14 protein-coding genes are annotated in these 15054 nt (G+C 65.1%); 6 read left to right on the top strand and 8 right to left on the bottom strand.

The window, feature by feature from the left end:
* Positions 1-319: 319 nt before the first annotated feature.
* The 3 genes from OJJ21_RS23685 to petA are packed head-to-tail and all read right to left on the bottom strand — an operon-like array spanning position 320 to position 2895.
* A complete protein-coding gene (locus OJJ21_RS23685) occupies positions 320-1072 on the bottom strand; it encodes a cytochrome c1 (RefSeq protein ID WP_297690422.1) in 753 nt (250 codons plus the stop codon).
* A 26-nt stretch (positions 1073-1098) separates the two neighbouring features.
* Entirely contained in the window at positions 1099-2349 is a 1251-nt protein-coding gene (locus OJJ21_RS23680; RefSeq protein ID WP_297690421.1) for a cytochrome b N-terminal domain-containing protein, read from the bottom strand.
* Positions 2350-2361: 12 nt separating this feature from the next.
* The gene (gene petA, locus OJJ21_RS23675) at positions 2362-2895 is read right to left on the bottom strand and encodes a ubiquinol-cytochrome c reductase iron-sulfur subunit (RefSeq protein WP_297690420.1); all 534 of its coding nucleotides are present in this window, start codon (positions 2893-2895) and stop codon (positions 2362-2364) included.
* A gap of 200 nt (positions 2896-3095) precedes the next feature.
* On the opposite strand from petA, the gene OJJ21_RS23670 reads away from it, so the two are divergent.
* Together OJJ21_RS23670 and hemF are read left to right on the top strand one after the other, a co-directional pair.
* Positions 3096-3581 (top strand): tRNA (cytidine(34)-2'-O)-methyltransferase, encoded by a 486-nt coding sequence (locus tag OJJ21_RS23670; RefSeq protein WP_297690419.1) that lies wholly within the window; start codon positions 3096-3098, stop codon positions 3579-3581.
* A gap of 6 nt (positions 3582-3587) precedes the next feature.
* On the top strand, positions 3588-4442 hold the full coding sequence (gene hemF / locus OJJ21_RS23665) for an oxygen-dependent coproporphyrinogen oxidase (protein WP_297690418.1): 855 nt from the start codon (positions 3588-3590) through the stop codon (positions 4440-4442).
* A 566-nt stretch (positions 4443-5008) separates the two neighbouring features.
* On the opposite strand, the gene OJJ21_RS23660 is transcribed toward hemF, so the two are convergent.
* The 4 genes from OJJ21_RS23660 to OJJ21_RS23645 are packed head-to-tail and all read right to left on the bottom strand — an operon-like array spanning position 5009 to position 7820.
* A complete protein-coding gene (locus OJJ21_RS23660) occupies positions 5009-6271 on the bottom strand; it encodes a CCA tRNA nucleotidyltransferase (protein ID WP_297690417.1) in 1263 nt (420 codons plus the stop codon).
* A 9-nt stretch (positions 6272-6280) separates the two neighbouring features.
* Positions 6281-6535 carry a DUF6111 family protein gene (locus OJJ21_RS23655; protein WP_297690416.1) on the bottom strand — a complete coding sequence of 85 codons (255 nt, stop codon included), beginning with the start codon at positions 6533-6535 and terminating at the stop codon, positions 6281-6283.
* Complete coding sequence (locus OJJ21_RS23650) at positions 6532-7239, bottom strand: CoA pyrophosphatase (RefSeq protein WP_297690415.1); 708 nt, start codon at positions 7237-7239, stop codon at positions 6532-6534. Before OJJ21_RS23650 ends, OJJ21_RS23655 begins: the two co-directional genes overlap by 4 nt.
* Positions 7236-7820, bottom strand: coding sequence for a DUF1285 domain-containing protein (locus tag OJJ21_RS23645; protein ID WP_297690414.1), 585 nt, complete (start codon positions 7818-7820; stop codon positions 7236-7238). The genes OJJ21_RS23650 and OJJ21_RS23645 overlap by 4 nt, the downstream gene beginning before the upstream one ends.
* Positions 7821-7867: 47 nt before the next feature.
* Here OJJ21_RS23645 and OJJ21_RS23640 point away from each other — a divergent pair, with 47 nt between their 5' ends.
* From OJJ21_RS23640 to OJJ21_RS23625, 4 genes are read left to right on the top strand one after another with little or no spacing between them, the layout of a single operon-like run.
* Positions 7868-8866, top strand: coding sequence for a MoxR family ATPase (locus OJJ21_RS23640; RefSeq protein ID WP_297690413.1), 999 nt, complete (start codon positions 7868-7870; stop codon positions 8864-8866).
* Positions 8863-9780 (top strand): DUF58 domain-containing protein, encoded by a 918-nt coding sequence (locus OJJ21_RS23635; protein WP_297690412.1) that lies wholly within the window; start codon positions 8863-8865, stop codon positions 9778-9780. The genes OJJ21_RS23640 and OJJ21_RS23635 overlap by 4 nt, the downstream gene beginning before the upstream one ends.
* A gap of 2 nt (positions 9781-9782) precedes the next feature.
* Entirely contained in the window at positions 9783-12560 is a 2778-nt protein-coding gene (locus tag OJJ21_RS23630; RefSeq protein ID WP_297690411.1) for a DUF4159 domain-containing protein, read from the top strand.
* Positions 12561-12573: 13 nt separating this feature from the next.
* Entirely contained in the window at positions 12574-14676 is a 2103-nt protein-coding gene (locus OJJ21_RS23625) for a hypothetical protein (protein WP_297690410.1), read from the top strand.
* Here the strand turns inward: OJJ21_RS23625 and OJJ21_RS23620 are convergent.
* On the bottom strand, positions 14673-15053 hold the full coding sequence (locus OJJ21_RS23620; protein WP_297690409.1) for a hypothetical protein: 381 nt from the start codon (positions 15051-15053) through the stop codon (positions 14673-14675). The genes OJJ21_RS23625 and OJJ21_RS23620 overlap by 4 nt on opposite strands.
* Position 15054: the final 1 nt, after the last annotated feature.

The following is a 15054-nucleotide window of genomic DNA, read 5'->3' as shown; positions in this document are numbered from 1 at the left end:
GCGCACCGAGCGGGCGGCGGCCCGCGCCACACCCATTGCGGCGGCACTCGCACCTTCATGCTCGACAATCCGGCGCACTTTGCCTTTGGTCGCCTTGCCCTTGGATGCCTTGGCGGCTGGCCTGGCCGCCTGTTTCACGGTCGGCTTTACCGGGGCCTTCACAGGCTTTTTCGCGGCTTTTTTCTTCGCTTTTGCCATGGACGGAATTCCTCAGGATGCGGGCCGGATGCCGCGCGCGACTTAAGCAAACCCCCTGTCGGGGCGCAACAAAAAAGGCCGCCGGAAAACGGCGGCCTTTCCGTGATCGTTCGACCGCGGCCTAGTGCAGCTTGGCCCAGATGCGCTTCTTGGCGGCAAAGAACAGCCCGGTCAGCACGACCAGGAAAATCATCACCTTGAAGCCCATGCGCTTGCGGTCTTCCAGCTTGGGCTCGGCGGCCCACATCAGGAAGGAGGAAACATCATGCGCCATCTGCTCGACGCTGGCCTTGGTGCCATCCGCATAGGTCACCTGGTCGGCATTCAGCGGCTGCGGCATCGCAATCTGATGCCCCGCGAAATACTCGTTGTAGTTCAGGCCTTCCCCGAGGGTGAAACCGGCGGGGGCATCCTTGTAACCGGTCAGCAGTGCCCTGATGTAATCCGGACCATGCGCGCGGGCCTTGGCGATCAGCGACAGATCGAGCGGATAGGCACCGCCATTGGACGCCCGTGCCGCCTTCTCGTTCGGGAAGGGCGACGGGAACTTGTCCGAAGGCAGGCCGGGACGCTTGAACATCTCGCCCTGATCGTTCGGACCGTCGTTCACCTCAAAAGTGGCCGCCAGAGCCTTCACTTCTGCTTCGGAAAAACCGACATCCCGCAGGTTGCGGAAGGCCACATACTTCATGGCGTGGCAGGCGGCACAGACTTCCTTGTACACCTGATAGCCACGCTGCAGTTCGGCGCGGTCGTAGGTGCCGAAGGGGCCGTTGAAGCTCCACTTCTGCGCCGGCGGCGTCGCCGTGTCGCCCGCGGCCAAGGCCGGAGCGGCAAAGCCAATCGCCATTGCGGCAAGGATCGTACGCATCATCGTCGTCTTCATTGGTCCGATCCCCCTTACGCCTTGCTGCCGGCAGCGCCGGGCTCGGTCTTGAGCACAGCCTCGCTGATCGAGGCAGGCAGCTTCAGCGGCTTCTCGAACCAGCCGACCAGCGGCATCAGGATGAGGAAGTGCGCGAAGTAATACACAGTGCAGACGCGACCGATCACCAGCGCCATGCCCTCCGGCGGCAAGCCGCCGGCATAGGTCAGGCCGACGCAGGCCAGCGCGAAGACCCAGAACAGCTGCTTGTAGATCGGCCGGAACTTGGCCGAGCGCACCTTGCTGGTGTCCAGCCAGGGCAGCAGGAACAGAATCAGGATGGCGCCGAACATCAGCAACACGCCGCCCAGCTTGTCGGGCACCGAGCGCAGGATCGCGTAGAACGGCAGGAAGTACCATTCGGGCACGATATGCGCCGGAGTCACCAGCGGATTGGCCGGAATATAGTTATCCGGATGGCCCAGGAAATTCGGCGCGTAGAACAGGAAGAAGGAGAACAGGATCAGGAAGGCACCGACGCCCACTGCATCCTTGATCGTGTAATACGGATGGAACGGGATGCGATCCTGCGGACCCTTGGTGTCGATGCCCAGCGGGTTGTTGGACCCATGCTGGTGCAGCGCCAGGATATGCAGAATCACGATGCCGACGATCACGAAGGGCAGCAGATAGTGCAACGAGAAAAAGCGATTCAGCGTCGGGTTATCGACGGCGAAACCACCCCACAGCCAGGTCACGATCGGCTCGCCGACCACCGGAATGGCCGAGAACAGGTTGGTGATCACGGTGGCGCCCCAGAAGCTCATCTGGCCCCAGGGAAGCACATAGCCCATGAACGCCGTTGCCATCATCAGTAGGAAGATGATCAGGCCGAGGAACCACAGGATTTCGCGCGGCGCCTTGTAGGAACCGAAATACAGGCCGCGGAAGATATGGATGTAAACCACGATGAAGAACATCGAGGCGCCGTTGGCGTGCATGTAGCGCAGCAGCCAGCCGTAGTTGACGTCGCGCATGATGTGCTCGACCGAGTCGAACGCCATCGTCGTATGCGGCGTGTAATGCATGACCAGTACGATGCCGGTGATGATCTGGATCACCAGGCAGAGGCCGGCGAGGGAGCCGAAATTCCACCAGTAGTTCAGATTCTTCGGCGTCGGATACTGCGAGCCGACCATATGGTCGAGCGTCGAGAAAACCGGCAGGCGGTACTCGATCCACTTGACGAGCGGATTGGCCATGAAGCCAGAGCTATTGTTAGCCATCGGTTGGGGTCCTTAGCCGATGCGGATGCGGGTATCGTTGAGGAAGGCGTATTCCGGAATCGGAAGATTCGCCGGCGCGGGGCCTTTGCGGATGCGGCCCGAGGTATCGTAGTGCGAACCGTGGCAGGGGCAGAACCAGCCGCCGAAGTCACCCTGCTGGCCGAGCGGCACGCAGCCCAGATGGGTACACACGCCCATCATGACCAGCCATTCCGGCTTCTTCACGCGATCGGCGTCCTTGGCCGGATCCGGCAGCGCCGCCGTGTCGTCCTTCTCGGCCTGCGCGATCTCGGCAGCGGTGCGATGGCGCACGAAGACCGGCTTGCCGCGCCACAGGATGGTGACGCTCTGGCCCGCCGCGATCTGGCTCAGATCGACTTCGGTGCTCGACAGCGCCAGCACGTCGGCCGACGGGTTCATCTGATGAATGAACGGCCAAACCGCCGCTGCCGCTCCCACGGCGGCGAAGGCACCGGCGGCGACGACGATAAAGTCGCGCCGGGTCGGCTCGGTCGTACCGGCCGGTTGGGTCGCTGTCCCTGCCATAGATCCCTCGAAGATAATAAGACTTGGAAACGTGACGCGATATTTCTCACTATATGTTGGCGAAGTCCAGCACTTAGCCGGACGCATGCGACAGGTTGCCGCAGGGGTCTTGCCGTTGGAATCGCCACGGGAAACCGCGAAAAATCCACCCCCTCCCATCCTTGTCTCCGGACCCGATTCAGAACCCCCTTTGCAACATCATGCGGCTCGCCCTTTTCGAACCCGACATCCCGCCGAACCTGGGCACGATTTTGCGTCTCGGCGCCTGCCTGGACACCCCCGTGCATGTGATCGAGCCCTGCGGCTTTCCATTTTCCGTGCAGGCCGTGAAGCGCAGCGCCATGGACTATCTTGAGCATGCTGAGATTCACCGGCATGCCAGCTGGCAGCATTTCCAGGAGGACCGCCGGACAGGACATTTGGCCGGGCGTCTGGTGCTGATGACCACGAGGGCGGCCATTCCCTATACGGAGTTCCGTTTCGCGGCTGACGACATCCTTCTGTTCGGCCGCGAAACGAAGGGCGTGCCGGATTACGTCCATGCCGCCGCCGATGCCGGGCTGCTGATCCCGATCCGGCCCGGCCTGCGTTCAATCAATGTCGCCACCGCCGCCGCCATCGTACTTGGCGAAGCCCTGCGACAATGCGATGCCTTTCCGCGTTCCGCCGCCGGCAACATGGAGTAACGAAGAATGACCGACACCCTGATCGCAGACCGTCAGCAACGGGCCCGGGTCTGGTTCGAGACTTTGCGCGACCGGATCTGCGCCGCCTTCGAACAGCTCGAAGACGACCTGACCGGCCAGTTGAGCGATCAGCCGGCCGGTCGCTTTGAGCGCACGCCCTGGGAGCGGCCCGGCGGCGGCGGCGGCGTGATGAGCGTGATGCGAGGCCGCGTCTTCGAAAAGGTCGGGGTGAATATTTCGACCGTCCATGGCGAATTCAGCGAGGAGTTTCGCAAACAGATTCCGGGGGCGGCGACGGACGGCCGCTTCTGGGCCTCGGGCATCTCGCTGGTGGCTCATCTGCAGTCACCCAAGGTGCCGGCGGTGCATATGAACACCCGCTTCCTGGTGACCAGCAAGGCCTGGTTCGGCGGCGGTGCCGACCTGACGCCGATGCGGCCTGACGAAGCCGACACTGCCGCCTTCCATGCCGGCCTCAAGGATACCTGCGACCGTTTCGACCCGACCTACTACCCGCGATTCAAGAAATGGTGCGACGAGTATTTCCACCTTGCGCATCGCAACGAGGCACGGGGCGTCGGCGGCATCTTCTACGACCAGTTGGACAGCGGCGATTGGGAACACGATTTCGGATTCACAAAAGCGGTCGGCGAATCGTTCCTCGAATCATACCCAAAAATCGCCCGCAAACACCTCAATGAGCCATGGTCGGAGGCCGATCGAGAGCATCAACTGGTGCGGCGCGGACGCTATGTGGAGTTCAATTTGCTCTATGATCGCGGCACCACATTCGGTCTGAAAACCGGCGGCAACACCGAAGCGATTTTGATGTCGATGCCGCCGAGCGTGAAATGGCCATGATTAAAAAATGCCAGATTCCATGCGGCTTTTTTGCATGTCGTAATTCTCGCAAGTCATCGCGCGCGTTTTACTTGAGCGATGCTTTTTCGTTCGTGCGTCGTGCCTGATTCCGATGTCGAGTTGGATATGCGCTTAACCATTTTTTAAGCGCGCGCAAGATTTAGTGGTTAATACTGTTGCGTTGTGCTACAGATATACGTGTTCGGGAAACATTTCCCGAAAACTTCGTTGCGGTGAAAACCGCACTCTAATCCATGGAGGAGAAACTCATGGCTGCGAAGAAAAAGGCCGCTAAGAAGAAGGTGGCGAAGAAGGCTGTGAAGGCTAAGAAGGCCCCGAAGGCCAAGAAGAAGGCTGCCAAGAAGAAGGCCGCCAAGAAGAAGTAAAGTACGAGTTTTAGTATGTGGTCTCGAGCTCCACATCGGCGACCGGGTTTACGGCGCCGACGTGGAGCTCGAGCTCTTTCTGGGCCTGTAGTAATTCCGCGCTGACTACAGTCCCATCCTGCCGCTCGGGCAGGCGCAGCGGAAAAATCCAAAAAATTTCAATAATTTAAGAATTAACCCCTAATCGTCGGGGGTCAGCTGTACCCGGTCGCGCAAGCGCTGCAGGCAAGCCTCCCGATCAGGCGCGAAACCCGCTTCCACCCACCAGGATTCCAGTTCGCCGAGCAGTGCGCTCACAGTCGGCCCCGGCGAGAAGCCGGCCGCAATGACATCGGCGCCGCGCAGCGGAAAGACCGGCCGCTGCCAGGTCGCCGTCGCGATGGCGCGGGCCACCGCAAGGTCGTGATCGACCGCCTGCCGGCTCGCCGCGATCAGGATTCCGTTGCGGAAACGCTCGGCACTCAGGCGATAGAGCGCCAGACGGAAGGCCGATTCGTCCTGCAGTATTCCGGAATCGATCACCGGCAACGCGAGCAGCCCTTCCAGGCGCAGGCGCTGGGCATTGGACAGCCGCAGACGCTCGGCAATCACCTCCGCCGGGATGCCGGCCTGATCCAGCAGCAGGGTGAGGCGCGGCCAGACATCCGGATCGCTGCCGCCACCGGCGGCGACCGCTTCCTGCAGTGTCACCAGCCGGGCAAAGGCGCCGGCATCGAACCGAGCCGCCGGCAAGACGGCGGCCAGCACGCCACTCTGCTGCATCAGCACCAGCGCATCCGCTGCATTGGGCAGGGCCAGAATTTTCAGGACCTCGTCGCGGATACGCTCGCCCGACAGACGATCGAGCCGATCCGCCGCGGCTGCGCAGGCCGCCAGCGCAGCCGCATCGGGCGCGCCTTTGCCAAAGCGGGCATGAAAGCGGAAAAACCGCAGCACCCGCAGGTAATCCTCGACCACGCGGGTGGCCGGATCGCCGATAAACCGCACCCGGCCAGCCGCCAGGTCCGCGCGACCATCGGTGTAATCGTAGAGCCGCCCGTCCGCATCGGCATATAGCGCATTGATGGTGAAGTCGCGCCGGGCGGCATCTTCGGCCCAGTCGGTGCCGAAAGCGACCGTGGCACGGCGACCGTCGGTGGCGACATCGCGGCGCAGCGTCGTGACCTGGAAGGTGGCCGGGGGCACCACGGCGGTAACGGTGCCATGCTCGATCCCGGTCGGCACCACCTTCAGCTTTGCCTTTTCCAGCCGCCGGATTACCGTCTCAGGTGTCTCCGGAGTGGCAATATCGATATCCGCCGGCCGCAGGCCGAGGATGGCATCGCGTACACAGCCACCGACAAACCGTACCGGCGCACCGCCGGCACCGAGCGCGGCCAGCAGGCTGCGGGTCGGCGCCGCCGTCATCCAGTCGACTGGCGGTATCCTATCGGGCAGGGTCATCGTGGCAGCTCACTGGCCGATCCGGCCCGGCACGATCCGGCCATCCTCGAACCGCGCCGGTGCATAATCGCCCGGAGGGGGTTCGAAAAAGACCCCGTAGACCAAGAAACTGAGGATCATCAGCACCAGGCCGATGGCCGCCAGCCAGAACCAGGGCGTAACCTCCGGCCCGTCCTTGCCGCTGCGCTTCACATGCCAGATGTACAGACCATAGAGCGCGAATGGCAGAAGCAGCGGCAGCAGATGAACAATCAGGCGACTCATGCGCGCTCCGCCTTGATATCCGCAGCGACGGCCGCGCCGGCCGTCTGGCCATGCAGCAGGTCGTGCAGGTTGCGCAGCATCCCGGCGGTGGCCCCCCAGATGTAATAATCCTGATAGGGCATGGCCCACCACTGGCGCTCCACCCCGTTGAATACGCCTTTGTGCCGCTGGTGATTGCGCGAATCCATCAGGAACCCGAACGGGACCTCAAAGACCTCGGCCACCTCATGCTGCGCCAGACTGAGCGAAAAACCCGGCCGCACCAGGCCGACCACCGGCACCACAGAAAAGCCGGTGCCCGTGACATAGGCATCCAGCGCACCCAGCACGCTGATATGGCTGCGGTCCAGCCCGATCTCTTCTTCGGTTTCGCGCAAGGCCGTGGCGATCACATCCGGATCCTCGGCATCGACGCGACCGCCGGGGAAACTGATCTGCCCGGCGTGATTCGACAGATGCGCCGTGCGCTTGGTGAGGATCACGCGTTCGCCGCCCTCGTAGGCGACCACCGGCACCAGCACGGCGGCCGGGTTGAGTGGACCGTTGCGCAGCGGCGCGAAACCCGGATTGAGCTGGAAGTCGCCCTTGGCGGCCAGCTTGAAGTCGCGTGGAATGGCATCGAAGGTCGGTACCGGCTGCAGATGCGTGCGCAGCCGCTCCACCGCCGGCGTACTGTCGACGATCAATGGCGCAGCGGCGTTCACGGCACTTCCCCCAATGCAAAGAACTGGCCGGCGCTCTGCACGCCCAGCATCGCCCTGCCATCGACCATGCGTTCTTCCGCCATCTCCACCAGCTGGTAATAGACCGGCCGGGCGATCAGCGCTTCCAGCCGGTCGCGCACCAGCACATAAGGCGACGGCTCGCCGGTGCCAGGGTTGATGGCGACCCGCAGCGGATGCTCGGCATCCAGCGGTACGGCATCATCGACATTGGTGCGAAAAACGATCTGGCGCTCATCGCCCTCGCCTGCAGCCGTGGCTTCCACCGCCAGGAAAGGTGCATCGTCGACTCGGATGGCGCATTTCTCCACCGGCGTCACCAGAACGTAACTGTCATCGGGCTCGCGGCGCAGGATACTGGCAAACAGCTTGACCATGGCAGGTCGCGGAATCGGCGACCCCAAATAGTGCCAGCTCCCGTTTCGGGCGATCCGCATGTCGATCTGCCCGCAAAACGGCGGGTTCCAGAGGTGGACCGGCGGTTTTTTGCGCAAACCGTCCTCGCCGCCGAACCGGGCGATCACATCCTTGAGACTGGGGCCTTTGGAGACGGTGGCGGACATATAAGGCATCTGGGCTTTCGTTTCGCTTCTACTATATACTCATTCCCATGCACAATTTGAGCGATACCGCCGAACATATCTTGCCTGAGATCGAACGGGTCGGCGGCCGTCTCGTTACCGCCCGCGATGCGGTCGGCCGGGTGATCTTCGGTCAGACCGAGGTGGTTGAGGAAACCCTCATCACCCTGCTGGCGGGCGGGCATGCCCTGCTGGTCGGCGTGCCGGGCCTCGCCAAGACCAAACTGGTCGAAACCCTGGCCAGGGTTCTGGGTCTCGATGCCCGTCGCGTCCAGTTCACCCCCGACCTCATGCCGGCCGACATCGTTGGCTCCGAGGTGCTGGAGGAAAGCGATACCGGACGGCGCTCCTTCCGCTTCATTCCCGGACCGGTCTTCTGCCAGTTGCTGATGGCCGACGAAATCAACCGCGCCAGCCCGCGCACGCAATCGGCATTGCTGCAGGCGATGCAGGAGCGTCAGGTTTCGGTCGCCGGCCAGCGTCACGACCTGCCGGCGCCGTTCCATGTGCTGGCCACGCAGAACCCCCTGGAGCAGGAGGGCACTTATCCGCTGCCCGAAGCCCAGCTCGACCGTTTCCTGTTGCAGATCGACGTGCGCTACCCCGACCGCGAGGCTGAACGCCGCATGCTGTTCGCCACCACCGGCGCGGCGGAAGAAACGATCCCGACGGTTCTGAGCGCCGCCGATCTCATGGCCGCCCAGCGCCTGGTTCGCCGGATTCCGGTCGGCGAGAGCGTGGTGGAAGCCATTCTCAACCTCGTCCGCGCCGGCCGGCCCGAGGAAAGCGATGTGCCGGGTCTCGCCGATCTGGTGGCCTGGGGCCCCGGCCCGCGCGCCAGCCAGGCCCTCATGCTGGGCGTGCGCGCCCGCGCGCTGCTCCAGGGGCGTCTCGCCCCTTCGATTGAGGACGTACTGGCTCTGGCCGGACCGATCCTGCGCCACCGTATGGCGTTGACCTTCGCTGCCCGCGCCGAAGGCGTCACCGTTTCCGACGTCATCGCAAAGTTGACCGCGCCCTTGCGATGACAGCGGCTGCGGCGGCTGGAACAACCGCTAACGCCCGGCGCCAGCGCGCCGAACACTTCGCCGCATTCCTGCCGCCGCTTCTGGTGGCCGCGGAACGGGTCGCCGCCACCGTTGAGCAGGGCGTGCATGGCCGCCGCCGCGTCGGCCCGGGCGATGCCTTCTGGCAGTTCCGCCGCTACAGCCCGGGCGATGCGCTGACCCGCATCGACTGGCGCCAGACCGCCAAGCGCCAAACCGCCTTCATCCGCGAAAACGAATGGGAAGCCGCCGAAAGCGTTTGGCTGTGGCGCGACCCTTCGCCATCGATGCGCTGGAAATCCAATCTCGGCATGGAGCAGAAGGACGAGCGCGGCGATCTGCTGCTGCTCGCACTCGCCAGCCTGCTGCTGCGCGGCGGCGAACGCGTCGGCCTGCTCGGCCATCCGCAGCGTCCGAGTTCAGGCCGCCTGGTCATCGAGCGCATTGCCGAACGGCTGATCCGGTCCCGTTTCGACACGGCGGAAGCCAGCCTGCCGCCGATGCAGGTGCTGCCGCGCTATGCCCATGTCGTGCTGCTGGGCGATTTCCTCTACCCGGTGCCCGAGATCGCCAGCCGCCTGCGCCAGTACGCTGATATGGGCGTGAAGGGCACGGTGCTGCGTCTGGTCGATCCCGCCGAGGAGGATTTCCCCTACAAGGGCCGCACCCGCTTCCTCGGGCTGGAAGGCGAAAGCCCCCTGCTGGCCCCGCGTGCAGAAACCATGGCCGAGGACTGGCGCGCCAGCTTTGCCGCCCACCAGCATGAGCTGGCCGAGGTCTGCCGCCGGCTCGGCTGGCGCCATATCAAGCATCGCACCGACCGGCCGCCGCAAACTGCACTGCTGGCGTTGTACCAGGCGCTGCAGGGCGAGCGCGCCCTGCCGATAGGGCGTTGAGCATGCTGTCACTCGGCGCACTCGCTTTTGCCACGCCCTGGGCGCTTGCCGCGCTGGTCGGCCTGCCGGTGCTGTGGTGGCTGCTGCGCATCACCCCGCCGCAGCCCAGGCTGGTCACCTTCCCGCCGCTGCGCCTGCTGCTTCTGCTGCGGCAGAAGGAAGAAACCCCGGCCCATACGCCGCTCTGGCTGCTGCTGCTGCGTCTGCTGATTGCCGCGCTGGCGATCCTGGCGCTGGCGGAACCGATCCTCAATCCGCAGGCGGTGCAGCGCGACAGCCAGGCGCTGGTGCTGGTGATCGACGATGGCTGGACCGCGGCGCCGCGCTGGCGCGAGAAGATCGTCCGCGCCGACGCCATCCTGGAAGGCGCCGAACGCGATGGCCGCCCGGCCCTGCTGGTCACCACGGCCGCACCGGCCAGCGGCGAGGCAATGCAGCCGAGCCAGCTGATGCCCGCCGCCGATCTGCGGCCGCTGGTCGCGGCCCTGCAGCCCAAGGCATGGGCCAGCGACCGTGCCGCGCTGGTGCAGGCCCTGCTGCAGGCCCGCCTGCCCGAAAGTGCCGACGTGATCTGGCTCAGCGACGGATTGCGCGACGATGAAACCGGCGAAGCCGCCTACACGCTGGCCGAATGGCTGCTGCGGCTCGGACCGCTTACCGTCATCTCCGCACCGGACGAGGCCACCCTGGCCCTGCTGCCGCCGGCCACCACGGCTCAGGGCGACAACGTCACCGCACGCCGCAGCGGCAATGTCGCCGCCGAGCAGAGCATCACCCTGCGCGCGGTGACCGACCAGGGCCGCGTGCTGGCGCGCGACAGCCTGCGTTTCGCCGCCCGGTCGGAAACCGCCACGCTGAAGCTCGATCTGCCAAGCGAACTGCGCAACCAGCTTTCACGCCTTGAAATCGAGGAGCAGCCGAGTGCCGGCAGCGTGCAACTGCTGGACGAACGCTGGCGCCGCCGCCCGGTCGGCATGGTCACCGGCGGCGCCGTGGAAACCCGCCAGCCGCTGCTCGGCGATCTGTTCTATCTCGAGCGTGCGCTGGCGCCCTATGCCGAACTGCGCTCTGCGCCGGTGGGCGAGTTGCTGCAACGTGAAATCGCCGTGATTGTCCTGGCCGATGTGGCCCAGGTGGTGGCAAGCGAGACGCGCCAGCTCGAACAATGGATCGATCAGGGCGGCGTGCTGCTGCGCTTTGCCGGCCCGCGCATGGCGGAAGCCACCGACGGCCTGCTGCCCGTGAAGCTGCGTCAGGGCTCGCGCCAGCTCGGTGGCGCACTGTCCTGGGCGCAGCCGCAGCGGCTCGGCGCCACCCCGGAAACCAGCCCCTTCTATGGCCTCGGCGGCGCCGATGAGATTACCGTCAATCGACAGGTTCTGGCCGAGCCGGAAGCGCAGCTCGGCGACAAGACCTGGCTGCGCCTGGAAGACGGCACGCCGCTGGTGACTGCCACCCAGCGCGGCAAGGGCTGGCTGATTCTCGTGCATACCACCGCCAACACGCTATGGTCCGATCTTGCACTGAGCGGGTTCTATGTAGACATGCTGCGCAAGGTGATCGATCTCTCGCAGGGTATTACCGCCACCGGTGAAGCAGCCGACACACCACTGCCGCCGTTGAATGTGCTGGATGGTTTCGGCCGCTCGGTCGAGCCCGGCCCCGCCGTGCAGCCGCTGCCGCCGCGCGCCATTGCCACGACCAAACCCAATCCGCGCCATCCACCGGGCTGGTATGGCCGCCTCGACAGCCGGCAGGCGCTCAATACCGCCAATGCCGACACCAGGCTTGTCCCGGTGACAAACTGGCCGGCCGACGTAACCCAGGCCCGCCTCGATGGAGAGGCGCGCGAGCTGCATCTGCTGCCATGGCTGCTCGGTGCCGCCCTGCTGCTGTTCCTGGCCGACTGGCTGATCGGACTGGGTCTGCGCGGCCTGCTACCGGGCCGGATGTCGTTCTGGCGGCGGCCGGCCGCGGCAATCCTTGCCATCGCCGTGCTGCTGCTATCCGGCATTGTGGAAGCGCAGACGCGCCGCAACACCAATACCCTGTCGGCCAGCGATGAGTTCGCCCTGAAGGCGTCGCTCGATCTGCGGCTGGCCTATGTCGTCACCGGCCAGGCCGATATCGACCAGATGAGTCGCGCCGGGCTGTACGGCCTGACCGAGGTGCTGTTCCGCCGCACCTCGATCGAAGCCGCCGAACCGCTCGGCGTCAATCTGGAAGCCGACGACATTTCGCTGGTGCCGTTTCTCTACTGGCCGATCACGCCGCTGCAGCCGCAGCTTTCCGATGCCGCGCTGCGCCGCATCGACCAGTTCATGAAAACCGGCGGCATGATCCTGTTCGATACCCGCGACCAGGCCATGGGACTGAGCGGCACGGCGGCGAGTCCGAATACCGACAAGCTGCGCCAGCTGCTGGCCCGGCTCGACATTCCGCCGCTGATGCCGGTCTCCGACGATCATGTCCTGACCAAGGCGTTTTACCTGGTGCAGGATTTTCCCGGCCGCTACAGCGGCGGCACGCTGTGGGTGGAGCGCAGCCCGGGCGGCGACAAGGATGGCGTCACCTCCATCGTCATCGGCAGCCACGATTTCGCCGCCGCCTGGGCCATCGATGCCAATGGCCGGCCGCTGGCCGTGACTGTGCCCAACCTGCCGCGCCAGCGTGAATATGCCTATCGCTTCGGTGTCAACCTGCTGATGTACACGCTGACCGGCAACTACAAGGCCGATCAGGTGCATATCCCCGCGCTGCTCGAGCGTCTGGGCAACTGAAAAACAGCCCGGCATGAACAGCGCCCTCACCCTCGATTTCGCTCCGCTGGTCCCCTGGCCGCTGCTGCTGGCCTGCGGCGCGGTTGCGCTGGCACTCACTATCCTGGGCCTGTGGCGCCATGCGCGCGGCACGCTGCTGCGGGCACTGGTGGCGATTCTGGCTCTCGGCACACTGGCCAATCCGGTTGCCCGCAAGGAAGAGCGCAGCACGCTGCCCGATATCGCCGTGGTGGTGCTGGATGAAAGCCCGAGCCAGGGCATTGCCGACCGCCAGCGCCAGGTCGAACAGGCTGAGGCCACACTGCGCGAAAAGCTGGGCGCCACCGAAAATCTTGAGGTTCGTGTCGTGCGCGCCGGCAAGCCGGCGGCCGAGACCGCCGACCGCGACGAAGGCACCCGGCTGTTCTCAGCCCTGACGCTGGCACTCAGTGACCTGCCGCGCCATCGCCTGGCCGGCAGCATCCTGGTCACCGACGGCCAGGTGCATGACATGCCGGCTGAGATCGCCGCCGCGCAGGATGTCACCGGTGCGCCGGTGCATGTGCTGCTGACCGGACGGCCCGACGAACGCGACCGCCGCCTGGTGGTGCGCAATGCGCCGACCTTCGGCATGATCAACCAGGATCTCAACGTCACCTTGCGGATCGACGATACCGGCGCGGCGCCCAATGAGATGGCGCAGCTGCGGTTCCGCCAGCAGGATCGCGGCGAGCAGACCCTGTCGGTGCCGATCGGCCGCGACGTCACGGTGCCGTTCAGATTGCCGCGTGCCGGACGCAGCCTGCTGGAATTCGAGGTGGCACCGATCCTCGACGAACTGACGCCGCTGAACAATCGCGTGGCGCTGTCGGTCAATGGTGTGCGCGACCGCCTGCGCGTGCTGCTGGTCACCGGCGAGGCCCATGCCGGCGAGCGCGTCTGGCGCAACCTTCTCAAAGCCGACCCCAATGTCGATCTGGTTCACTTCACCATTCTCCGGCCGCCGGACAAGCAGGACGGCACACCGATCCGCGAACTGTCGCTGATCGCTTTCCCGATCCGCGAACTGTTCGAACTCAAGCTGAACGAGTTCGACCTGATCATCTTCGACCGCTACCGGCGGCGCGGCATCCTGCCAACTTCGTATTTCGAGAATATCGCCAACTACGTGGCGCGCGGCGGCGCCTTCCTGGAAGTGTCGGGCCCGGCCTATGCCACGCCGCTCAGCCTGTATCGCACGCCGCTGTCAGACATTTTCCCGGCACGGCCGACCGGCACGGTGCGGACCGAGCCTTTCACCCCACAGCTCAGCGCGGTCGGCAAACGCCATCCGGTGACGGCCGGGCTGCCGGGTTCGGTGGGGGAGAACGGCCAGCCGAATTGGAGCCGCTGGTTCCGCGTCATCAATGTGGATGTCACGCGCGGTAACACAGTGATGGAAAGCCCGAACCGCGAACCGCTGCTGGTGCTCGATCGCGTCGAGAAGGGTCGGGTGGCGCAGTTCTATTCCGACCATATCTGGCTCTGGTCGCGCGGTTTCGAAAATGGCGGTCCGCAGGCCGAGGTGTTGCGCCGACTGGCGCACTGGCTGATGAAGGAACCCGATCTCGAAGAAGAGGCCCTGCGCGCCGACGCCAAGGGCGGCAGACTGGAAGTGGAACGCCGCAGCCTGACGGAAAGCCGCGAGCCGGTGACGGTGATCCGCCCCGATGGCAGCGAAACCAAACTGACGCTGGAAGAGCGCGGCAACGGCGTGGCCGGCGGGCGGCTGCCGGTCGAGATGCCAGGCATCTACCGCGTGCGCGACGGCGAGCGCGAGACGGTGGCTACCATGGGCGCGGTCAACCCGCGCGAATTCGCCGATCCGCGCGCCACCCCGGCGATCCTCAAACCGCTGGCCGATGCCAGCCGCGGCAGCACCCACTGGCTGCGCGACGGCGTGCCCGATATCCGCATGGTCGAAAAGCCGACCCGCAGCGCCGTCCGCGAGCAGGCCGGCCGCAACTGGATCGGCCTGTATCGCCAGAATGATTATGTGGTGACCGGGCTGACGCTAACGCCGCTGGTGCTGCCGCTGGCGGTGCTGACCGCGCTGCTGCTGGCCATGCTGCTGATGTGGCGGCGCGAAAGCCGCTAGCGCAATATCGCAACGGCTTCCTGAACCGATACCCCTTCCCGCAAACCCGCCAGCCGCCCAGCCGTGTTAATATGGGTGAGCATGCCCGCCGCCCAGGCATCGGCCGCATCGCCGATACGCGCTGAAGCATGACTGTAGGTCGCCGCCGGATAGGACAGCAGCACGAGGCCGGCTATGCCGGCATTATCCTTGCCGAGTCCGGCGTCATTGAAGAAACAGCCGCACAACGGCACGGCTATGGCGAACTGCGCCGCGCTGATGCCGCCATGGCTGCCCGATACCACCAGCCAGCCGGCATCTTCGGGGAGAATTTCAGCGATACTGTCGAGCAGAAGAACGCGACCGCCATTGCCATTGGGCAAGACGGTGCGTGCCATC

Source organism: Ferrovibrio sp. (assembly GCF_025869515.1).
Lineage (GTDB): Bacteria > Pseudomonadota > Alphaproteobacteria > Ferrovibrionales > Ferrovibrionaceae > Ferrovibrio.
Note: the sequence above shows the minus strand (reverse complement) of the source record. Positions and strands in the feature narration are given on the sequence as shown.